The sequence below is a fragment of the Aequorivita sp. Q41 genome (genome assembly GCF_039831855.1).
Classification (GTDB): Bacteria; Bacteroidota; Bacteroidia; order Flavobacteriales; family Flavobacteriaceae; genus Aequorivita.
In genome coordinates this window covers 1,916,290-1,933,753 of sequence record NZ_JBDPMS010000001.1, presented here as the reverse complement: position 1 = coordinate 1,933,753, position 17,464 = coordinate 1,916,290, and the positions used below count along the sequence as shown (strand labels likewise).

Annotated in this window: 29 protein-coding genes; all 29 read right to left on the bottom strand. The window is 37.4% G+C overall.

Annotation, left to right across the window (positions count from 1 at the left end; translation table 11 throughout):
• Positions 1–94 precede the first annotated feature (94 nt).
• Positions 95–895 carry a transporter gene (locus tag ABJ955_RS08945; RefSeq protein WP_347374232.1) on the bottom strand — a complete coding sequence of 267 codons (801 nt, stop codon included), beginning with the start codon at positions 893–895 and terminating at the stop codon, positions 95–97.
• A gap of 69 nt (positions 896–964) precedes the next feature.
• Complete coding sequence (locus ABJ955_RS08940) at positions 965–1,879, bottom strand: arginine deiminase family protein (RefSeq protein WP_347374231.1); 915 nt, start codon at positions 1,877–1,879, stop codon at positions 965–967.
• A 63-nt stretch (positions 1,880–1,942) separates the two neighbouring features.
• On the bottom strand, positions 1,943–3,229 hold the full coding sequence (locus tag ABJ955_RS08935) for a citrate synthase (RefSeq protein WP_347374230.1): 1,287 nt from the start codon (positions 3,227–3,229) through the stop codon (positions 1,943–1,945).
• Positions 3,230–3,408: 179 nt separating this feature from the next.
• The gene (gene eno, locus ABJ955_RS08930) at positions 3,409–4,695 is read right to left on the bottom strand and encodes a phosphopyruvate hydratase (RefSeq protein WP_347374229.1); all 1,287 of its coding nucleotides are present in this window, start codon (positions 4,693–4,695) and stop codon (positions 3,409–3,411) included.
• A 35-nt stretch (positions 4,696–4,730) separates the two neighbouring features.
• Complete coding sequence (gene carA, locus ABJ955_RS08925; RefSeq protein WP_347374228.1) at positions 4,731–5,852, bottom strand: glutamine-hydrolyzing carbamoyl-phosphate synthase small subunit; 1,122 nt, start codon at positions 5,850–5,852, stop codon at positions 4,731–4,733.
• 139 nt (positions 5,853–5,991) lie between these two features.
• Positions 5,992–6,492, bottom strand: a complete 501-nt coding sequence (rplQ, locus tag ABJ955_RS08920; protein ID WP_347374227.1) for a 50S ribosomal protein L17 — start codon at positions 6,490–6,492, stop codon at positions 5,992–5,994.
• A 142-nt stretch (positions 6,493–6,634) separates the two neighbouring features.
• On the bottom strand, positions 6,635–7,627 hold the full coding sequence (locus ABJ955_RS08915; RefSeq protein WP_347374226.1) for a DNA-directed RNA polymerase subunit alpha: 993 nt from the start codon (positions 7,625–7,627) through the stop codon (positions 6,635–6,637).
• Between the two features lie 21 nt (positions 7,628–7,648).
• On the bottom strand, positions 7,649–8,254 hold the full coding sequence (rpsD, locus tag ABJ955_RS08910; protein WP_347374225.1) for a 30S ribosomal protein S4: 606 nt from the start codon (positions 8,252–8,254) through the stop codon (positions 7,649–7,651).
• Positions 8,255–8,406: 152 nt separating this feature from the next.
• Positions 8,407–8,808, bottom strand: a complete 402-nt coding sequence (gene rpsK, locus ABJ955_RS08905) for a 30S ribosomal protein S11 (RefSeq protein WP_202335259.1) — start codon at positions 8,806–8,808, stop codon at positions 8,407–8,409.
• An 11-nt stretch (positions 8,809–8,819) separates the two neighbouring features.
• Entirely contained in the window at positions 8,820–9,194 is a 375-nt protein-coding gene (rpsM, locus tag ABJ955_RS08900) for a 30S ribosomal protein S13 (RefSeq protein WP_347374224.1), read from the bottom strand.
• 3 nt (positions 9,195–9,197) lie between these two features.
• A complete protein-coding gene (ykgO, locus tag ABJ955_RS08895; RefSeq protein WP_009779203.1) occupies positions 9,198–9,314 on the bottom strand; it encodes a type B 50S ribosomal protein L36 in 117 nt (38 codons plus the stop codon).
• A gap of 95 nt (positions 9,315–9,409) precedes the next feature.
• Positions 9,410–9,625, bottom strand: coding sequence for a translation initiation factor IF-1 (gene infA / locus ABJ955_RS08890; RefSeq protein WP_026452613.1), 216 nt, complete (start codon positions 9,623–9,625; stop codon positions 9,410–9,412).
• A gap of 2 nt (positions 9,626–9,627) precedes the next feature.
• Positions 9,628–10,971, bottom strand: a complete 1,344-nt coding sequence (gene secY, locus ABJ955_RS08885) for a preprotein translocase subunit SecY (RefSeq protein WP_347374223.1) — start codon at positions 10,969–10,971, stop codon at positions 9,628–9,630.
• Positions 10,972–10,983: 12 nt separating this feature from the next.
• Positions 10,984–11,436 carry a 50S ribosomal protein L15 gene (rplO, locus tag ABJ955_RS08880; protein WP_347374222.1) on the bottom strand — a complete coding sequence of 151 codons (453 nt, stop codon included), beginning with the start codon at positions 11,434–11,436 and terminating at the stop codon, positions 10,984–10,986.
• Between the two features lie 12 nt (positions 11,437–11,448).
• A complete protein-coding gene (gene rpmD / locus ABJ955_RS08875; protein WP_272855223.1) occupies positions 11,449–11,628 on the bottom strand; it encodes a 50S ribosomal protein L30 in 180 nt (59 codons plus the stop codon).
• Between the two features lie 11 nt (positions 11,629–11,639).
• The gene (gene rpsE, locus ABJ955_RS08870) at positions 11,640–12,164 is read right to left on the bottom strand and encodes a 30S ribosomal protein S5 (protein ID WP_068763104.1); all 525 of its coding nucleotides are present in this window, start codon (positions 12,162–12,164) and stop codon (positions 11,640–11,642) included.
• Between the two features lie 8 nt (positions 12,165–12,172).
• Entirely contained in the window at positions 12,173–12,529 is a 357-nt protein-coding gene (gene rplR / locus ABJ955_RS08865; protein WP_347374221.1) for a 50S ribosomal protein L18, read from the bottom strand.
• 11 nt (positions 12,530–12,540) lie between these two features.
• Positions 12,541–13,083 (bottom strand): 50S ribosomal protein L6, encoded by a 543-nt coding sequence (gene rplF, locus ABJ955_RS08860; RefSeq protein WP_347374220.1) that lies wholly within the window; start codon positions 13,081–13,083, stop codon positions 12,541–12,543.
• Positions 13,084–13,098: 15 nt separating this feature from the next.
• The gene (gene rpsH / locus ABJ955_RS08855) at positions 13,099–13,500 is read right to left on the bottom strand and encodes a 30S ribosomal protein S8 (protein ID WP_347374219.1); all 402 of its coding nucleotides are present in this window, start codon (positions 13,498–13,500) and stop codon (positions 13,099–13,101) included.
• 87 nt (positions 13,501–13,587) lie between these two features.
• Positions 13,588–13,857: a 30S ribosomal protein S14 gene (rpsN, locus tag ABJ955_RS08850; RefSeq protein ID WP_068763100.1), complete on the bottom strand. Its 270-nt coding sequence runs from the start codon at positions 13,855–13,857 to the stop codon at positions 13,588–13,590.
• A 3-nt stretch (positions 13,858–13,860) separates the two neighbouring features.
• Positions 13,861–14,412, bottom strand: a complete 552-nt coding sequence (gene rplE / locus ABJ955_RS08845) for a 50S ribosomal protein L5 (RefSeq protein ID WP_347374218.1) — start codon at positions 14,410–14,412, stop codon at positions 13,861–13,863.
• A gap of 2 nt (positions 14,413–14,414) precedes the next feature.
• Positions 14,415–14,729 (bottom strand): 50S ribosomal protein L24, encoded by a 315-nt coding sequence (gene rplX, locus ABJ955_RS08840; protein ID WP_347374384.1) that lies wholly within the window; start codon positions 14,727–14,729, stop codon positions 14,415–14,417.
• Between the two features lie 13 nt (positions 14,730–14,742).
• Positions 14,743–15,111, bottom strand: coding sequence for a 50S ribosomal protein L14 (rplN, locus tag ABJ955_RS08835; RefSeq protein ID WP_347374217.1), 369 nt, complete (start codon positions 15,109–15,111; stop codon positions 14,743–14,745).
• A gap of 2 nt (positions 15,112–15,113) precedes the next feature.
• Positions 15,114–15,377 carry a 30S ribosomal protein S17 gene (gene rpsQ / locus ABJ955_RS08830; protein WP_014782644.1) on the bottom strand — a complete coding sequence of 88 codons (264 nt, stop codon included), beginning with the start codon at positions 15,375–15,377 and terminating at the stop codon, positions 15,114–15,116.
• Between the two features lie 15 nt (positions 15,378–15,392).
• On the bottom strand, positions 15,393–15,584 hold the full coding sequence (gene rpmC, locus ABJ955_RS08825) for a 50S ribosomal protein L29 (protein WP_347374216.1): 192 nt from the start codon (positions 15,582–15,584) through the stop codon (positions 15,393–15,395).
• Positions 15,585–15,595: 11 nt separating this feature from the next.
• Positions 15,596–16,015: a 50S ribosomal protein L16 gene (rplP, locus tag ABJ955_RS08820; protein ID WP_347374215.1), complete on the bottom strand. Its 420-nt coding sequence runs from the start codon at positions 16,013–16,015 to the stop codon at positions 15,596–15,598.
• Positions 16,016–16,033: 18 nt separating this feature from the next.
• The gene (gene rpsC, locus ABJ955_RS08815; protein ID WP_347374214.1) at positions 16,034–16,762 is read right to left on the bottom strand and encodes a 30S ribosomal protein S3; all 729 of its coding nucleotides are present in this window, start codon (positions 16,760–16,762) and stop codon (positions 16,034–16,036) included.
• 4 nt (positions 16,763–16,766) lie between these two features.
• Entirely contained in the window at positions 16,767–17,177 is a 411-nt protein-coding gene (gene rplV, locus ABJ955_RS08810; RefSeq protein ID WP_347374213.1) for a 50S ribosomal protein L22, read from the bottom strand.
• Between the two features lie 6 nt (positions 17,178–17,183).
• Positions 17,184–17,462, bottom strand: coding sequence for a 30S ribosomal protein S19 (gene rpsS, locus ABJ955_RS08805; protein ID WP_111880330.1), 279 nt, complete (start codon positions 17,460–17,462; stop codon positions 17,184–17,186).
• Between the last annotated feature and the right edge of the window lie 2 nt (positions 17,463–17,464).

Genomic DNA, 17,464 nt, shown 5'->3' with positions numbered 1-17,464 from the left:
AGTTTACTAAAATTTTGTGAAATAGGGGATGGTTTTTCTGTTAAATAACCCTTGAAAACCTTATTTAATCCGAATAACAAATAGTTACAACTACTTACAAATTGTACACTATTGATAAACCGTATGAAGGTCCTTGAAAGCTGTTTCGGCCTTGCAAGCTATAAGAGAGATTTATAGCCGTTCCGAAGTTCTCTGTAAAAGATTTATACAATGTTCCACCAACTTTTTGATACGTTACACCAAGTTCCTTAAAATTTTGTGGGCTCGGTGTTCCACGATAGTCTATACCGCCTAAGGAATGCTGGTAATCATAAAACACATCGTAATACCAATTACCGGCTGCTTTACCTGCTTTAAAAGTAAGAGGAATACTGTTAGGTGTTTCCTTAAACTTAAATGAAAAACCACTCTGCAGCGTGACAAACCACCCTATTTTCCATTTATAATGAGCCATTACACGAGCCTCAAGTATTGTTGCTTGCTGACCAAGATCATTTAACCCTCCTATGTTATAATTAGAAATAGGAGTTGAAAGACCAACACCAAAACTGAAATCTAAGTCACCTTTTTCAGAAACAGATTGAAAAAAACGGTGTTTAAAAAATATTGAAATATCTTGAAAACCACTTTGCTTGTTACTGCTTAAATAGGGCAAGGAAACATTTACATCGAGATTATCTGTTATTCCGTATGCTGAAAAAATAGCAACATAATATAAGCTTCTTCCTAAGTCTAATTTTTCGTAGCCTGCAAAATAATTTTTAGGGTCTTCGAAACCTAGTCCTAAAACTATTGTTCCATTATTTTTTCCTTTATAGAAACCATCTATTTTGCCTTGTGAAAAGCCATTAAAAATTATAGCTAATGAAAATACAAGCGTGCATAAAAATTTCATAATTCCGTTGCTAATTAATTTAAGTTTTAAATTAAACAATTAGATCGGAATTAAAGTGCATAAATTACATCAATCCCTAATCAAAGGCATCGTAGAGCAGCGCAATAAGCCTTCTTGTTTGGCAATTTCAGCATATGGCACTTCTTCTACAGTAAATCCTTGGCTACGTAACCACGTATTTAATCGCGTAAAGTTTTTTTCTGAAATAACTATTTCGGGTGAAATTGAGAATACATTACTGTTCATATTATACATTTCTTCCTTGGTAATATGAAAACAGTTTTCTTTTCCGAAGAAATCTACAAGCCATTCATATTCTTCTTCAATTAAAAACCCTTCTTTATGAATAATTGCTTTTCCCTTACCTAAAGGTTGAAAACAACAATCTAGATGTAGTGCGTTTTCATCTGCTATAGTATTGCTCTTTTTTAAATTGAAAGGCTTCACTTTTTTATGCGGAAACAGTTTTTGAAGGTGATTTACAGCATTCATATTGGTGCGCGCTGTTATAAAATTAGGGTAATCATCGCCGTAATATGCACCTACAAAAATATATTCACCCCAAGGCATTACATCGCCTCCTTCAATATGGGCGTTTTCAGGAAATCTGATAATTTTTGAAGGATCTATTTGCCTAATTACAGCTTCTAAGGCTTCAATTTCTTTAGAGCGATCTTCTAAAATATTTGCAATTATAAACTTGTCTTCTATAACAAAAGCGATATCGCGTGAAAAAATTTGATTGTAGTCCTGTATACTTACTGGCCTATAAACTTCTACATTATATTTTTTAAAAACTGTCGCTACGGCTTCCATTTCACAAACCATATCCTCATCTTTAGGGTAGGTACCTGCTTTAATATGTTCTGCAGATTTAGGGTCGTAAGCTTCTTCTAACTTGGGAACAGGCCCATTACTATCTGCGCGTCCTAATACTACTGCGCGTAATTTTGAAATCTCGTCGTTAATGTTAAGTTTAATCATATAACAAATATAAAAAAAAGCACCTCTGTAGGAAGTGCTTTCAAAATTATAAATTTTTTGATTCTATCTTTTATCTACAGGTTTAAAATCTCTCAGGGTTTCACCTGTATATATCTGACGTGGTCGTCCTATTGGTTCTTTGTTTAAGCGCATTTCTCTCCATTGTGCAATCCAGCCTGGCAAACGACCTAAAGCAAACATTGGCGTAAACATTTCTACTGGAATACCTAAAGCACGATAAATAATACCCGAATAGAAGTCTACGTTTGGATATAATTTTCTATCAACAAAATAGGGGTCTTCCAAGGCTTCTTTTTCTAAAGCTTTCGCTATATCAAGAATATCATCTTCAATTCCAAGGTTATCTAAAACGTTATCTGCTGCTCTTTTAATGATTTTCGCACGAGGGTCAAAGTTTTTATAAACTCTATGCCCAAAGCCCATTAATCTAAATGGATCATTTTTATCTTTAGCTTTGGCCATAAACTTTTTGGTATCCCCACCATCTGCTTTAATTGCCTCAAGCATTTCTATTACCGCCTGGTTTGCACCTCCGTGAAGTGGCCCCCAAAGTGCTGCAATACCCGCAGAAATTGAAACAAAAAGACCAGCATGTGAAGAACCTACAATTCGCACTGTAGAAGTAGAACAGTTTTGTTCATGGTCTGCATGAAGGATTAATAATTTATCTAATGCTTCTAAAACAATATCATTAGTTGTATAATCCCCACTAGGCTTTTTGAACATCATTTTAAGAAAGTTATCCACATACCCCAATGAATCTCCACCGTAATCTAACGGAAGCCCCATTCGTTTTCTATACGTCCAAGCAGTTAGTACTGGAAATTTCCCAAGTATTTTAACTATGGCTTTATACATATCTTCCTCACTATCTACATTTACAGAAGAAGGATTAAAAGCAACCAAGGCTGAAGTCAATGAAGACAATACGCCCATAGGGTGAGCCGCTTTTGGAAAGCCATCCAGTATACGCTTAACATCTTCATCTACATGAGATTGCGCTTTTATATCGGTATGAAATTTACTAAGCTGTGCTTCCGTTGGAAGTTCACCAAAAATAAGTAGGTAACAAACTTCTAAGAAATGTGCTTTCTCTGCGAGCTCTTCAATTGAGTATCCTCGATATCGCAACACTCCTTTTTCTCCATCCAAAAACGTTATTGCACTTTCACAAGCACCTGTGTTTTTGTACCCAGGATCTAAGGTCACAACACCACTCGTGTTTGACCGTAGGCTCTTTATATCTATCCCTAATTCATTCTCCGTTCCTTCTACAATTGGAAACTCGTATTTTTTACCTTCTATCTCGAGGGTCGCCATTTTTGCCATAAAAATATTGTGTATTTTTTTAATTTATTCAGAAATGCTAAATTACAAAATTCCAAGTGATTTTTTTAACATTCTTACGCTTTGTTAGGTTAAATAATACTTAAATAATAGGTCTCACAAAAAAAAAATAAAAAAAGAAACCCCGCTTAAAGCGAGGTTCTTAAAATATTGGCTTTATACTATATTTTAAAAGCGTTTTGTCCAGGAAAATAAGCAACGTCACCTAACTGTTCCTCAATTCTAAGCAATTGATTGTATTTGGCCATTCTATCGCTTCTAGAAGCAGAACCTGTTTTTATCTGACCACAATTTAAAGCAACAGCTAAATCTGCAATTGTATAATCCTCCGTTTCACCACTTCTGTGAGACATTACAGAAGTATAACCTGCATTATGCGCCATATTAACGGCTGCAATTGTTTCGGTTAGCGTACCAATTTGATTTACTTTAATCAAAATTGAATTCGCTATATTTTCGTCAATTCCACGGGAAAGTCTTTCTACATTCGTTACAAAAAGGTCATCGCCAACCAATTGTACTTTGTTTCCAATTTTTTCTGTTAAATATTTCCAGCCCTCCCAATCGTTTTCATCCATCCCATCTTCGATTGAAATAATCGGGTATTTTTCACACAATTCAGCTAAATAATCCGCCTGTTCCTTTGAAGTTCGCACTTTTCCTTTATCGCCTTCAAATTTTGTGTAATCGTATTTTTCATTCACGTAAAATTCCGCAGCGGCACAATCTAAAGCAATCATCACCTCATCACCCAATTTGTACCCAGCTTTCTCAGTAGCTTTTGCAATGGTTTCTAAAGCATCTTCTGTTCCATTTAAAGTTGGCGCAAAGCCCCCTTCGTCACCAACAGCTGTACTTAACCCACGGTCATGCAATACTTTTTTAAGGTTATGAAAAATTTCAGAGCCCATTTGCATAGCATGCGTAAAGTTTTTTGCCTTTACAGGCATCACCATAAACTCCTGAAAAGCAATAGGCGCATCGCTATGTGACCCCCCATTAATAATGTTCATCATTGGCAGCGGAAGTGTTTTAGCACTTACACCACCTACATATCTATACAAAGGCATCCCCAGTTCGTTGGCTGCAGCTTTTGCACAAGCTAAAGAAACTCCTAACATTGCATTGGCTCCTAATTTCGATTTATTTTTACTTCCATCAAGCTCAATCATTGTTTTATCAATCAACTCTTGCTCAAAAACAGAAATACCGAGAAGTGTACCCGCTATTCTTCCAGTTACATTTTCAACAGCTTGCAAAACACCTTTGCCCATATAATCTTTTCCCCCATCACGAAGTTCGACAGCTTCATATTCGCCTGTTGAAGCTCCTGAAGGAACAGCAGCACGACCCATAAAACCATTTTCTGTAATTACATCCACTTCTACAGTTGGATTACCTCTTGAATCGAATATTTGGCGTGCGATGATGTCAATAATGATACTCATAGTGCTAATTTATAGGGTTATTTCTTATTTTTAATTTAAACCGTTTGTAATTTATATTTTTCTATACTTTCGATGAATTGATCAAAAAGATAGGTTGCATCGTGCGGCCCTGGACTTGCTTCTGGGTGATATTGAACAGAAAAGGCCGGTTTGTTTTTAAGCCTAATTCCACTTGCCGTATAATCGTTTAAGTGCTCGTGTGTAATTTCGATATTCGGATTCGCTTCTGCTTCTTCTCTATTAATTGCAAAACCGTGATTTTGTGAAGTAATTTCACCTTTACCAGTAACCAAATTCATTATTGGATGGTTGATTCCGCGGTGGCCATTGTGCATTTTATAGGTTGATATCCCGTTTGCCAAAGCCAACACTTGATGTCCTAAACATATTCCAAACATCGGTAATTCCTTTTCCAAAATATTTTTAACTACTTCAATTGCACTATGAAGTGGTTCTGGATCACCAGGACCGTTAGAGATAAAATATCCATCTGGATTAAAGGATTCCATTGCTGAAAACGAAGCATTGTACGGAAACACTTTTATATAGCAATCACGCTCAGCAAGCCTGCGTAGAATGTTTTTCTTTATTCCTAAATCCAATGCAGAAATTTTGTATTTAGCATTTTCATTTCCGAAGAAATAAGCTTCTTTAGTTGAAACTTTTGAAGCGAGTTCCAGTCCATTCATATTTGGCACTGCTGCCAATTGCTTTTTAAGCCCCTCAATATTATCAACTTCAGTTGAAATAACTGCGTTCATAGCACCATTATCGCGAATGTAACTAACCAAAGCTCGGGTATCTACATCACTAATGGCTAGTAAATTATTTTTATTTAGAAAACCTTCCAATGAATCATCTGCAGCATCACGTGAATAATGGTAGCTAAAATTACGCACCACCAAGCCTGCAATTTTTATTCCTTCAGATTCTACTTCCTCTTTATTAGTACCATAATTACCAATATGTGCATTTGTAGCAACCATAATTTGGCCAAAATAAGAAGGATCTGTAAAAATTTCTTGATAGCCCGTCATTCCAGTATTGAAACAAGCTTCGCCAAAGGCTGAACCTTCTTTATTACCAACTGCTTTTCCATAAAAAACAGTTCCGTCTGCTAGTAAAATAAGTGCTTTTTTTCGTGTTTGGTATTTCATGCTTTGGATGCTATATTTTTAATGCATTTAGAATTTTTATTCTAAGTTACCTTTTCGTAAAATCTTTGCAAAAATAGTATAAAAAAAAGGGATAAACGAAAACGCTTATCCCTTTGTTATTTAATGAATCTAAATTCATTTATTCTTCTTCTTTCTTTGCTTCTTTTTCAGCTTTCGCTGGAGCAGCTTTAGCAGCTGTAGCTTCAGCTCCTGCTGCGGTACCACCACGACGACTTCTACGTGTAGATTTTTTCTTAGTAGCTTTCCCTGCATTATAGATTTCGTTAAAATCTACAAGCTCAATCATTGCCATATCAGCGTTATCACCTAAACGATTACCCAATTTAATGATACGAGTATAACCTCCTGGACGATCACCAACTTTTGGAGCTACAGTTCTAAAAAGTTCTGCAACTGCATCTTTTTGACGCATTTTTGCCATAACCAAACGACGGTTATGAGTAGTGTCTTCCTTAGACTTAGTTACCAATGGCTCAACAAATTTTTTCAACGCTTTAGCTTTTGCTACAGTTGTATTTATACGTTTGTGCTCTATAAGAGAACAAGCCATGTTTGCCAACATAGAGTGTCTATGGGCGGTTTTTCTACCTAAGTGATTTATTTTTTTTCCGTGTCTCATGACATTTTTATTTTCATCATCTTGCTACCAGATCCGTTTGGCGGAGAGCAAATTATGATGGGTTAAATTAATTTTAGAGTTATGATTTTAGAGTTACGATTTTAGAGTTTCTAAAATCGTAACTCTAAAATCAAAAAAACTTCTAGTCTTTATCTAATTTATATTTTGCTAGATCCATTCCGAAGTTTAGGCCTTTTACGTTTACAAGCTCTTCAAGCTCAGTAAGCGATTTTTTACCGAAGTTACGGAACTTCATCAAGTCGTTTTTATTGAAAGACACAAGGTCACCCAAGGTATCAACTTCTGCAGCTTTCAAACAGTTTAGCGCACGAACCGAAAGATCCATATCTACTAATTTTGTTTTAAGCAACTGACGCATATGAAGCGATTCTTCATCATAGGTTTCAGTTTGTGCAATCTCGTCAGCTTCTAATGTAATGCGCTCATCACTGAACAACATAAAGTGGTGAATCAACGTTTTTGCAGCTTCTGTTAAAGCATCTTTTGGGTGAATAGATCCGTCTGTAACGATTTCGAATACTAATTTTTCGTAATCTGTTTTCTGCTCTACACGGAAGTTTTCAATACTGTACTTCACATTTTTTATTGGAGTGTAGATAGAATCCGTAAAGATGGTTCCTAAAGGAGCGTTCGCTTTTTTGTTCTCTTCAGCAGGAACATAACCGCGACCTTTTTCGATAGTAATTTCAAAATTTAGGTTCACTTTTGGATCCATATTGCAAAGAACCAATTCTGGGTTCAATACTTGGAAACCTGAGATGAATTTTTGGAAATCACCAGCTTTTAATTGCTCATTTCCAGAAACTGAAATAGTAACGGTTTCGTTGTCTATTTCTTCAATCTGTCTTTTGAAGCGAACTTGTTTAAGGTTCAAAATGATTTCGGTAACATCTTCTACAACTCCAGCTATGGTAGAAAATTCGTGATCCACGCCTTCGATGCGAACCGAAGTGATGGCGAATCCTTCCAAGGAGGAAAGTAGTACACGTCTTAATGCGTTACCAACGGTAAGTCCGTAACCTGGCTCCAAAGGGCGAAATTCAAATTTCCCTTCGAAATCGGTAGAGTTTACCATTATAACTTTATCAGGCTTCTGAAAACTAAATACTGCCATAATTGACTTTCTGTGTTTTAATTATTTAGAATATAATTCGACGATAAACTGCTCGTTGATGTTTTCTGGGATTTGGATACGCTCAGGAATTGCCACAAAGGTTCCTTCCTTTTTTTCACCATTCCAAGTGATCCACTCATATACATGACTTGCATTTGCCAACGAATTGTTGATTGCCTCAAGAGATTTTGACTTCTCTCTAACGGCCACTACATCTCCAGGTTTTAACTGGTACGATGGAATGTTTACTTTTTCACCATTAACGGTGATATGACGGTGAGAAACTAATTGTCTAGCACCAGAGCGACTTGGAGAAATCCCCATACGGAACACTACATTGTCTAAACGAGACTCACATAATTGAAGCAATACTTGCCCTGTAATTCCAGGTGCTGCCGTTGCTTTTTTGAACATGTTTCTGAACTGACGCTCTAATATACCATAGGTATACTTCGCTTTTTGCTTTTCCATTAACTGGATTGCATATTCAGATTTTTTTCCACGACGACGTGCGTTACCGTGTTGCCCAGGAGGGTAATTTCTTTTTTCGAAAGATTTATCATCTCCGAAAATAGCTTCCCCGAATTTACGGGCGATTTTAGTTTTTGGACCAGTATATCTTGCCATTTCTTTGGTTTAATTTTGAAGGAAAACTAAATTAAGGTCTTATTCTTATCCTTTAGTTTCTATCTACCTTCAGTTGATATTTATTTAAAATGTATGTCTTTTTAGGTATACGATTTTAGTAAGCTAAATCGTATACCTAAAACTTTAAATTATTATACGCGACGACGCTTTGGAGGACGGCATCCGTTGTGCGGCATTGGTGTAACATCGATAATTTCAGTTACTTCAATTCCTGCATTGTGGATAGAACGTATTGCAGATTCTCTACCGTTTCCTGGTCCTTTTACGTAAACTTTTACTTTACGCAAACCAGCATCATGTGCAACTTTAGCACAATCTTCTGACGCTAATTGAGCTGCATAGGGAGTGTTTTTCTTAGATCCACGGAAGCCCATTTTACCGGCTGAGGACCATGAGATAACATCTCCATTTTTATTTGTCAACGAAACTATAATGTTGTTGAAGGAAGCAGTAATGTGTGCTTCACCAACAGATTCAACATTAACCTTACGTTTTTTAACTGTCTTTGTAGTCTTTTGACTTGTCTTTGCCATAACTCTAGGTTTTATTTAGTTGCTTTTTTCTTGTTAGCAACAGTTTTACGTTTTCCTTTTCTTGTACGCGAGTTATTCTTAGTACGCTGTCCTCTTAAAGGAAGACCCGATCTGTGACGAATACCTCTGTAACAACCAATATCCATTAAGCGTTTAATGCTTAATTGAACTTCACTACGTAATTCACCTTCGATTTTGAAAGACCCTACAGCATCACGAATAGCACCGATTTCATCATCGTTCCATTCACTTACTTTTTTGTCTTCGTCAACTTCGGCCTTTTTCAGAATATCTTGGGCACGGCTTCTACCGATTCCGAAGATATATGTTAACGCGATTACACCCCTTTTCTGCTTTGGGATATCTACACCTGCGATTCTTGCCATAACTTATCCTTGTCTTTGTTTGAACTTTGGGTTCTTTTTATTAATTACATATAATCTGCCTTTTCTGCGAACAATCTTGCAGTCGGCACTTCTTTTCTTTACGGATGCTCTAACTTTCATCTGTCTTTAGTATTTGATTTTTAAAGGTCAGATGGAACCATCCGGTTTCATCTGTTTCTGTTTTTATAGTTCAACGAACCGTGAGGCCCCTTGTATTAATATCTGTATGTTATTCTAGCCTTTGTTAAATCGTACGGGCTCATTTCTAATTTTACTTTATCTCCGGGCAATAATTTAATGTAGTGCATACGCATCTTCCCAGAAATATGGGCCGTTACTATATGACCGTTTTCCAGTTCCACACGGAACATTGCATTAGATAGTGCTTCCACTATACTTCCATCTTGCTCTATTGCGCTTTGTTTTGCCATAATTATACTGCTGCCTTTCTGTTTTTACCGCTTTTCATTAAACCATCATAGTGACGGTTTAATAAATACGAGTTTACTTGTTGCATGGTATCGATAGCCACACCAACCATAATTAGTAATGAAGTACCTCCGTAAAACAATGCCCAACCTTGCTGAATTCCCATCAACTTAACTACAAATGCAGGAAATACTGCAATTAGTGCTAAGAAGATAGAACCAGGAAATGTAATCTGAGACATGATTCGATCTAAATATTCTCCTGTTTGGCTTCCTGGTTTAATACCTGGAATAAAACCGCCACTTCGCTTAAGATCGTCTGCCATCTTGTTCGTCGGAACAGTAATCGCTGTATAGAAATACGTAAATATTATAATCAATACTGCAAATACTACATTATACCAAAGTCCAAAGATATCACTAAAAGTAGCTTGCACACCTTGCGCAAAATCACTTTCGGACAAACTCGCTACAGCTGAAGGTACAAACATAATTGCTTGTGCAAAGATAATCGGCATTACTCCCGAAGCATTAAGCTTTAAAGGAATAAATTGTCTTGCACCAAATATGTTCTTTTCGTACTCGCCACTTGCTGTTCTTCTTGCGTATTGTACCGGTATTTTACGGACTGCCATTACTAACATAATAGAAAGTAAGATAATAACAAACCAGATAACCAATTCAATAAGAATCATTATCAAACCACCGTTAGATTCCATTACTCTTGAAACAAATTCCTGAGCAAATGATTGTGGCAAACGTGCAATGATACCCACCATAATAAGTATGGAAATACCATTACCAATTCCCTTGTCGGTAATTTTTTCACCCAACCACATTGCAAATATTGTTCCAGTTACCAATATAATTACTGATGAAACATAAAACATTAGGCTTTGTCCCATAACAAAAGCTTCTGGCGGCACGCCCATTGCTGGTAGCCCTGCAAGGTAACTTGGCGCTTGAACCAAACAGATACCGATTGTTAACCAACGGGTAATTTGATTGATTTTTTTACGACCACTTTCACCTTCTTTCTGAAGTTTTTGTAGATATGGCACAGCAATTTGCATTAACTGTACAACAATGGAGGCAGAGATATATGGCATAATACCCAAGGCAAAAACAGAAGCGTTGGCGAAAGCCCCTCCTGTAAATGCGTTAAGCAAACCTCCAATACCACCGGCATCGAATTGACCTGCAAATTGCGCCAACATATCAGCATCAATTCCTGGAAGTACTACTTGTGCCCCAAAACGGTACACCAATAACATTCCAAGAGTTAGCAGAATGCGGTTACGCAACTCCTCTATATTCCAAACATTTTTTAAGGTATCGATAAATTTCATCCTTAGCTGTTGTTACAATGTTACTACTTCACCTCCGGCAGCTTCAATAGCTTCTTTTGCCGATGCAGTGAACTTATGAGAAGATACCTTCAGTTTTGCTTTTATTTCGCCTCTTCCTAAAATCTTCACCATCTCATTCTTTCCAGCAAGTCCTAAACCTACTAGCGTTTCAAAGTCAACAGTATCCTTTATTTTTTTGTCGTCAACCAATTGTTGTAAGGTATCAATATTGATTCCTTTATACTCCTTACGGTTGATGTTTGTAAATCCAAACTTTGGCACACGACGTTGTAAGGGCATTTGTCCTCCTTCAAATCCAATTTTCTTAGAATATCCAGAACGTGATTTTGCACCTTTGTGTCCTCGTGTGGCAGTACCACCTTTACCAGAACCTTGTCCGCGACCTACTCGCTTGCCTTGATTTTTCACCGATCCAGCGGCGGGTTGTAAGTTACTTAAATTCATTATCGTGTTTACTTAGTTGGTTTCAACAGAAACCAAGTGATTAACTTTATTGATCATACCAAGAATGTTTGGCGTATCTTCATGTTCAACCGTTTGGTTCATTTTATGAAGACCCAAAGATTCCATGATTCTTTTTTGGTTTTTTGGGCGTTTTATAACGCTTCTTACCTTTGTTACTTTAATTTTTGCCATCGCTCTGATATTTATCCTTTGAATACTTTTTCAAGTGAAATTCCACGTTGGTTAGCTACCGTTTGCGCGCTTCGCATTTGCAACAGCGCATCAAAAGTTGCTTTTACCACGTTATGTGGATTGGAAGATCCTTGAGATTTTGATAATACATCGTGAACTCCTACTGCTTCCAATACGGCACGTACAGCACCACCAGCAATAACCCCTGTACCAGGCGCTGCTGGAAGAAGATTAACACGGGCTCCGCCATATTTTCCTTTTTGTTCGTGTGGAAGTGTCACTTTGTTAAGTGGAATACGAACCAAGTTTTTCTTGGCATCTTCAATAGCTTTTGCTATTGCACTGGCTACATCCTTGGATTTCCCAAGACCGTGGCCTACCACTCCTTTTTCGTCACCAACAACTACAATAGCTGAAAATCCGAAGGCACGACCACCTTTGGTCACCTTGGTTACACGTTGTACACCTACCAAACGGTCTTTCAATTCAAGACCTCCTGGTTTTACTAATTCTACGTTTTTATAATCTTGATACATAATATGACTTAGAATTTAAGGCCACCTTCGCGTGCACCTTCAGCTAATGATTTTACTCTTCCGTGGTATAGGTAACCGCCTCTGTCAAATGAAATGGTGTCTACACCAGCCTTAACAGCTTTTTCAGCGATTGCTTTTCCTACCAATTTTGCAGCTTCTACTTTGTTTACTTTAGAAGCGTCAATGTCTTTATCTCTTGAAGATGCAGCGGTAATGGTCTTTCCATTTACATCGTCAATAATCTGAGCGTATATTTCTTTATTGCTACGAAAAACAGCCAAACGTGGGCGACTTTCAGTCCCCGAAACCGTTTTTCTGATTCGCATGCGCAAGCGCTCTCTTCTTTCGTACTTTGATAATGCCATAACTCTATTTGTTATGCAGATTTACCTGCTTTTCTTCTTAATATTTCACCAACAAACTTGATTCCTTTTCCTTTGTAAGGTTCTGGCTTACGGAAAGCACGAATCTTAGCCGCTACTTGTCCTACTAATTGTTTGTCGTGTGACGTTAACTTTACGATTGGATTTTTTCCTTTATCAGATACTGTTTCCACCTTTACTTCTGGAGCAATGTCCAAAACAATGTTGTGAGAATATCCTAAAGCTAAATCCAATTTTTGTCCTTGGTTGCTAGCTCTATAACCTACACCTACCAATTCTAACTCCTTAGTCCAGCCATTACTTACACCTTGAATCATGTTGTTGATTAAGGATCTATAAAGACCGTGCTTCGCAGTGTGATCTTTAGAGTCTGAAGGGAGTTCAACCAATACTTGTCCGTCTTCTATCTTTACGGTTACATCAGCATATTCCTGAGTTAACTCGCCTAATTTTCCTTTTACGGTAATTACGTTGTCTTTTACATCAACTGTAACTCCTTGTGGGATTGCTACCGGGTTTTTACCTATTCTTGACATTTCTTTGTCTATTTTTTAGTAAACGTAACACAATACTTCACCACCTACTTTCTGATCTTTAGCTTGCTTGCCAGTCATTACTCCTGAAGAAGTAGAAACAATAGCAATTCCCAAACCGTTCAAAATACGAGGAAGTTCTGTTGAACCTGCATATTTACGTAAACCTGGTTTACTTATTCTTTGAATTTTCTTGATTACCGATTCTTTGGTAAGCTTATCGTATTTCAACGCAATTTTGATGATACCTTGTGGGGTACTTTCGTCATCAAATTTATAGCTTAGAATGTAACCTTGATCAAAAAGGATTTTTGTAATCTCCTTTTTAAGATTTGACGCTGGAATCTCTACTACGCGATGTCCGGCTTTTGCAGCATTTCTAACACGTGTTAGATAATCTGAAATTGGATCTGTATTCATTTATTTGAATTTGCGGAAGTGGTTTTTGGATAATTCCAAACCTTCAACCAATTTATATTTTTTTCTTTTGAACAGAAAAACCTGCTCTTACCAAGATGCTTTACGCACTCCTGGAATTAACCCTGAATTTGCCATTTCACGAAACAAAACACGTGAAATTCCAAAAGTTCTCATATACCCTCTAGGTCTTCCGGTAAGTTTACAACGGTTGTGCAAACGAACTGGTGAGGCATTTTTAGGCAACTTTTGCAAACCTTCCCAATCACCAGCTTCTTTTAAAGCTTTGCGCTTGGCTGCATATTTTGCTACCGTTTTTTGTCTCTTAACCTCGCGGGCTTTCATTGATTCTTTAGCCATCTCTTAGTTCTTTTTAAAGGGTAATCCCAATTCTTGTAATAATGATTTCGCTTCTTTATCGGTATTTGCAGTAGTAATGAATGTAATATTCATTCCTTCAATTTTCTTCACCTTATCGATATCGATTTCTGGGAAGATAATTTGCTCCGTAATTCCTAAAGAGTAATTTCCTCTTCCGTCAAAACCTGTTGCTTTAATTCCGTTAAAGTCACGTACCCTTGGCAATGATGAAGTTACCAACCTGTCTAAAAATTCATACATACGCTCTCCACGCAACGTAACTTTCACACCAATTGGCATGCCTTTACGAAGTTTGAAGTTTGCAACATCCTTTTTAGAATTTGTTGAAACCGCTTTTTGCCCGGTTATCTTTGTAAACTCATCAACCGAATAGTCAATAAGTTTTTTATCAGCTACTGCTGCACCCACACCGCGGGAAACAACAATACGTTCTAATTTTGGTACCTGCATAACGTTTTTGTAACCAAATTCGTCAGTAAGTGAATTTACCACTCTGCTTTTGTACTCTTCTTTAAGTCTAGGTATATAAGCCATAACTATATTGCTTGATTCGATTGTTTTGAAAATCGCACTTTTTTACCATCTTCCATTTTATATCCTGTACGCGTTGCTTTTCCTGTTTTAGGATCTACAAGTGAAAGGTTTGAAATATGGATAGGAGCTTCTTTTTTTGCAATTCCACCCTGAGGGTTTTTTGCACTTGGTTTCTCATGTTTTGAAACCATGTTCACTCCTTCTACGATTGCTTTGTTTTTGTCAAGGAATACCTTCATTACTTTACCTTCTGAACCTTTGTGATCCCCGGCAGTAACTACTACTGTATCGCCTGATTTTATTTTAAGCTTTGCCATCTTAGTTTTCATATTAAAGCACTTCTGGTGCCAATGATACTATTTTCATAAATTGCTTGTCGCGAAGTTCTCTTGCTACCGGTCCGAAAACACGTGTTCCTCTCATTTCCCCTTGTGGGTTTAAAAGTACACAAGCATTGTCATCGAAACGGATGTAAGAACCATCAGGTCTTCTTATTTCTTTAACAGTACGTACAACTACTGCTGTAGAAACGGCACCTTTTTTAATGTTTCCGTTTGGTGTTGCTTCTTTAACAGAAACTACAATTTTATCACCAATAGAAGCATACCTTCTTTTTGTACCGCCCAATACACGGATGGTAAGTACTTCCTTAGCACCGGTATTATCTGCGACTTTGAGTCTTGATTCTTGTTGTAACATAATTACTTCGCTCTTTCAATTATTTCTACTAATCTCCAACATTTGGTTTTACTTAAAGGTCGTGTTTCCATGATCTTTACTGTATCGCCTTCATTGCAGTTGTTTGTCTCGTCGTGTGCAACGTATTTCTTCGTTTTTAACACGAACTTTCCGTACATAGGGTGTTTTACTTTTTTAACCTCTGCAACTACAATGGATTTATCCATTTTGTTACTGGTTACTACACCGATACGTTCTTTTCTTAAGTTTCTTTTAATTTCTTCCATCTTTCAGCTGTACAATTATTGCACTTCTCTATTAGTTAGTTCCGTCGCTATTCTTGCTATTACCCTTTTTTGGGTTCTAAGTTGAATTGGATTTTCCAACGGCGAAATGGTATGAGCCATTTTAAGGTCTGAATAAGCTTTTCTAGATTCAGCAAATGCTTCCTGAAGTTCAGCCGTTGATGCTTTTTTAATTTCTGATTGTTTCATCGTTCAAAAAATTATGCTTGGAAATCCCGAGACATTACAAATTTAGTTTTAACCGGAAGCTTTTGTGCCGCAAGGCGCAATGCTTCTTTTGCTGTTTCAACTGGAACACCAGATACTTCAAAAAGCACTCTTCCTGGTTTAACTACAGCAGCGTAATATTCTACAGCACCCTTACCTTTACCCATACGTACTTCAAGAGGTTTTTTAGTAATTGGCTTATCTGGAAAAATCATAATCCAGATAGAACCTTCTCTTTTCATAAAACGAGTAGCAGCGATACGCGCAGCTTCAATTTGTCTTGCTGTAAGAAATTCTGATTCCAACGATTTTATACCGAAGGTTCCGTATGCTAGCTGGTTGCCACGACCGGCATCGCCTTTCATCCGGCCTTTCATTTGTTTACGGTATTTTGTTCTTTTAGGTTGTAACATTTTCTTTTATTTAAAAAATTACTTTCTGCGACGTGCTTTGTTGCCACCGCGTCCTGCTGGAGCTCCTTTACCACCACCTTTTTTGCCAGTCGATAGACCAACTAATGGGGAAAGTTCTCTCTTTCCATATACTTCGCCTTTCATAATCCAAACTTTAACACCCAATCTACCATAAGTAGTGTGTGCCTCAACTAAAGCGTAGTCAATATCGGCTCTAAAAGTTGATAATGGGATACGACCTTCTTTGTAAGATTCCGAACGTGCCATTTCAGCACCATTCAAACGTCCTGAAATTTGCACTTTAATACCTTCTGCATTCATACGCATTGTCGCAGCAATTGCCATTTTGATTGCACGACGGTATGATATACGGCTTTCAATTTGACGTGCAATACTTGCAGCTACCAAAAATGCATCAAGCTCAGGTCTTTTAATCTCGTGTATGTTGATCTGTACCTCTTTATCCGTAATTTTTTTAAGCTCTTCTTTTAGCTTGTCTACTTCCTGACCACCTTTACCGATAATGATACCGGGACGGGCAGTGGTTATAGTAACGGTTACAAGCTTAAGCGTACGCTCAATAATTACTCTACTCACACTAGCTTTACTTAAACGTGCGTGAACATATTTTCTAATCTTGTCGTCTTCGGCTAATTTATCGCCGTAGTCGTTGCCTCCGTACCAGTTGGATTCCCAACCTCTAATGATACCTAAGCGATTCCCGATTGGATTTGTCTTCTGTCCCATTTAATTACCTGCTTTGTGTGTTATCGTTAGCTGCCAATACCAGTGTTACGTGGTTGGAGCGTTTTCTAATTCTGTGTGCGCGGCCTTGCGGTGCTGGGCGAAGTCTTTTTAACATTGTTCCACCATCCACACGGATTTCCTTAACAAAAAGATCTGCATCTTCTACTGAAGCGTCTTCGTTTTTTTGCTGCCAGTTATTGATGGCAGACAAAAGTAGTTTCTCCAATTTACGTGAAGATTCTTTTGAACTAAACTTCAAAATATTAAGTGCTTTGTCTATTTTCTCACCACGTACCAAGTCTGCCATTAAACGCATTTTTCTTGGTGAAGTGGGGCAATTGTTCAATTTAGCAAAGTACATTGTTTTCTTTGCTTCCTTGATTGCTTCTGCTCTTTCTCTTTTACGAACTCCCATGGCCTATTATTTTTTACCTTTGTTTTTAGCACCTGCGTGACCACGGAATGATCTTGTAGGTGAAAATTCTCCTAGTTTATGCCCAACCATGTTTTCTGTTACATACACAGGTACAAATTGACGCCCGTTGTGCACAGCGATGGTTTGACCAACAAAATCTGGTGTAATCATAGAAGCACGTGACCAAGTTTTGATTACGGTTTTCTTATTATCATCAACATTTTGCTGAACTTTCTTGTCTAGTTTGTAATGAACGAACGGTCCTTTTTTTAACGATCTTGCCATAA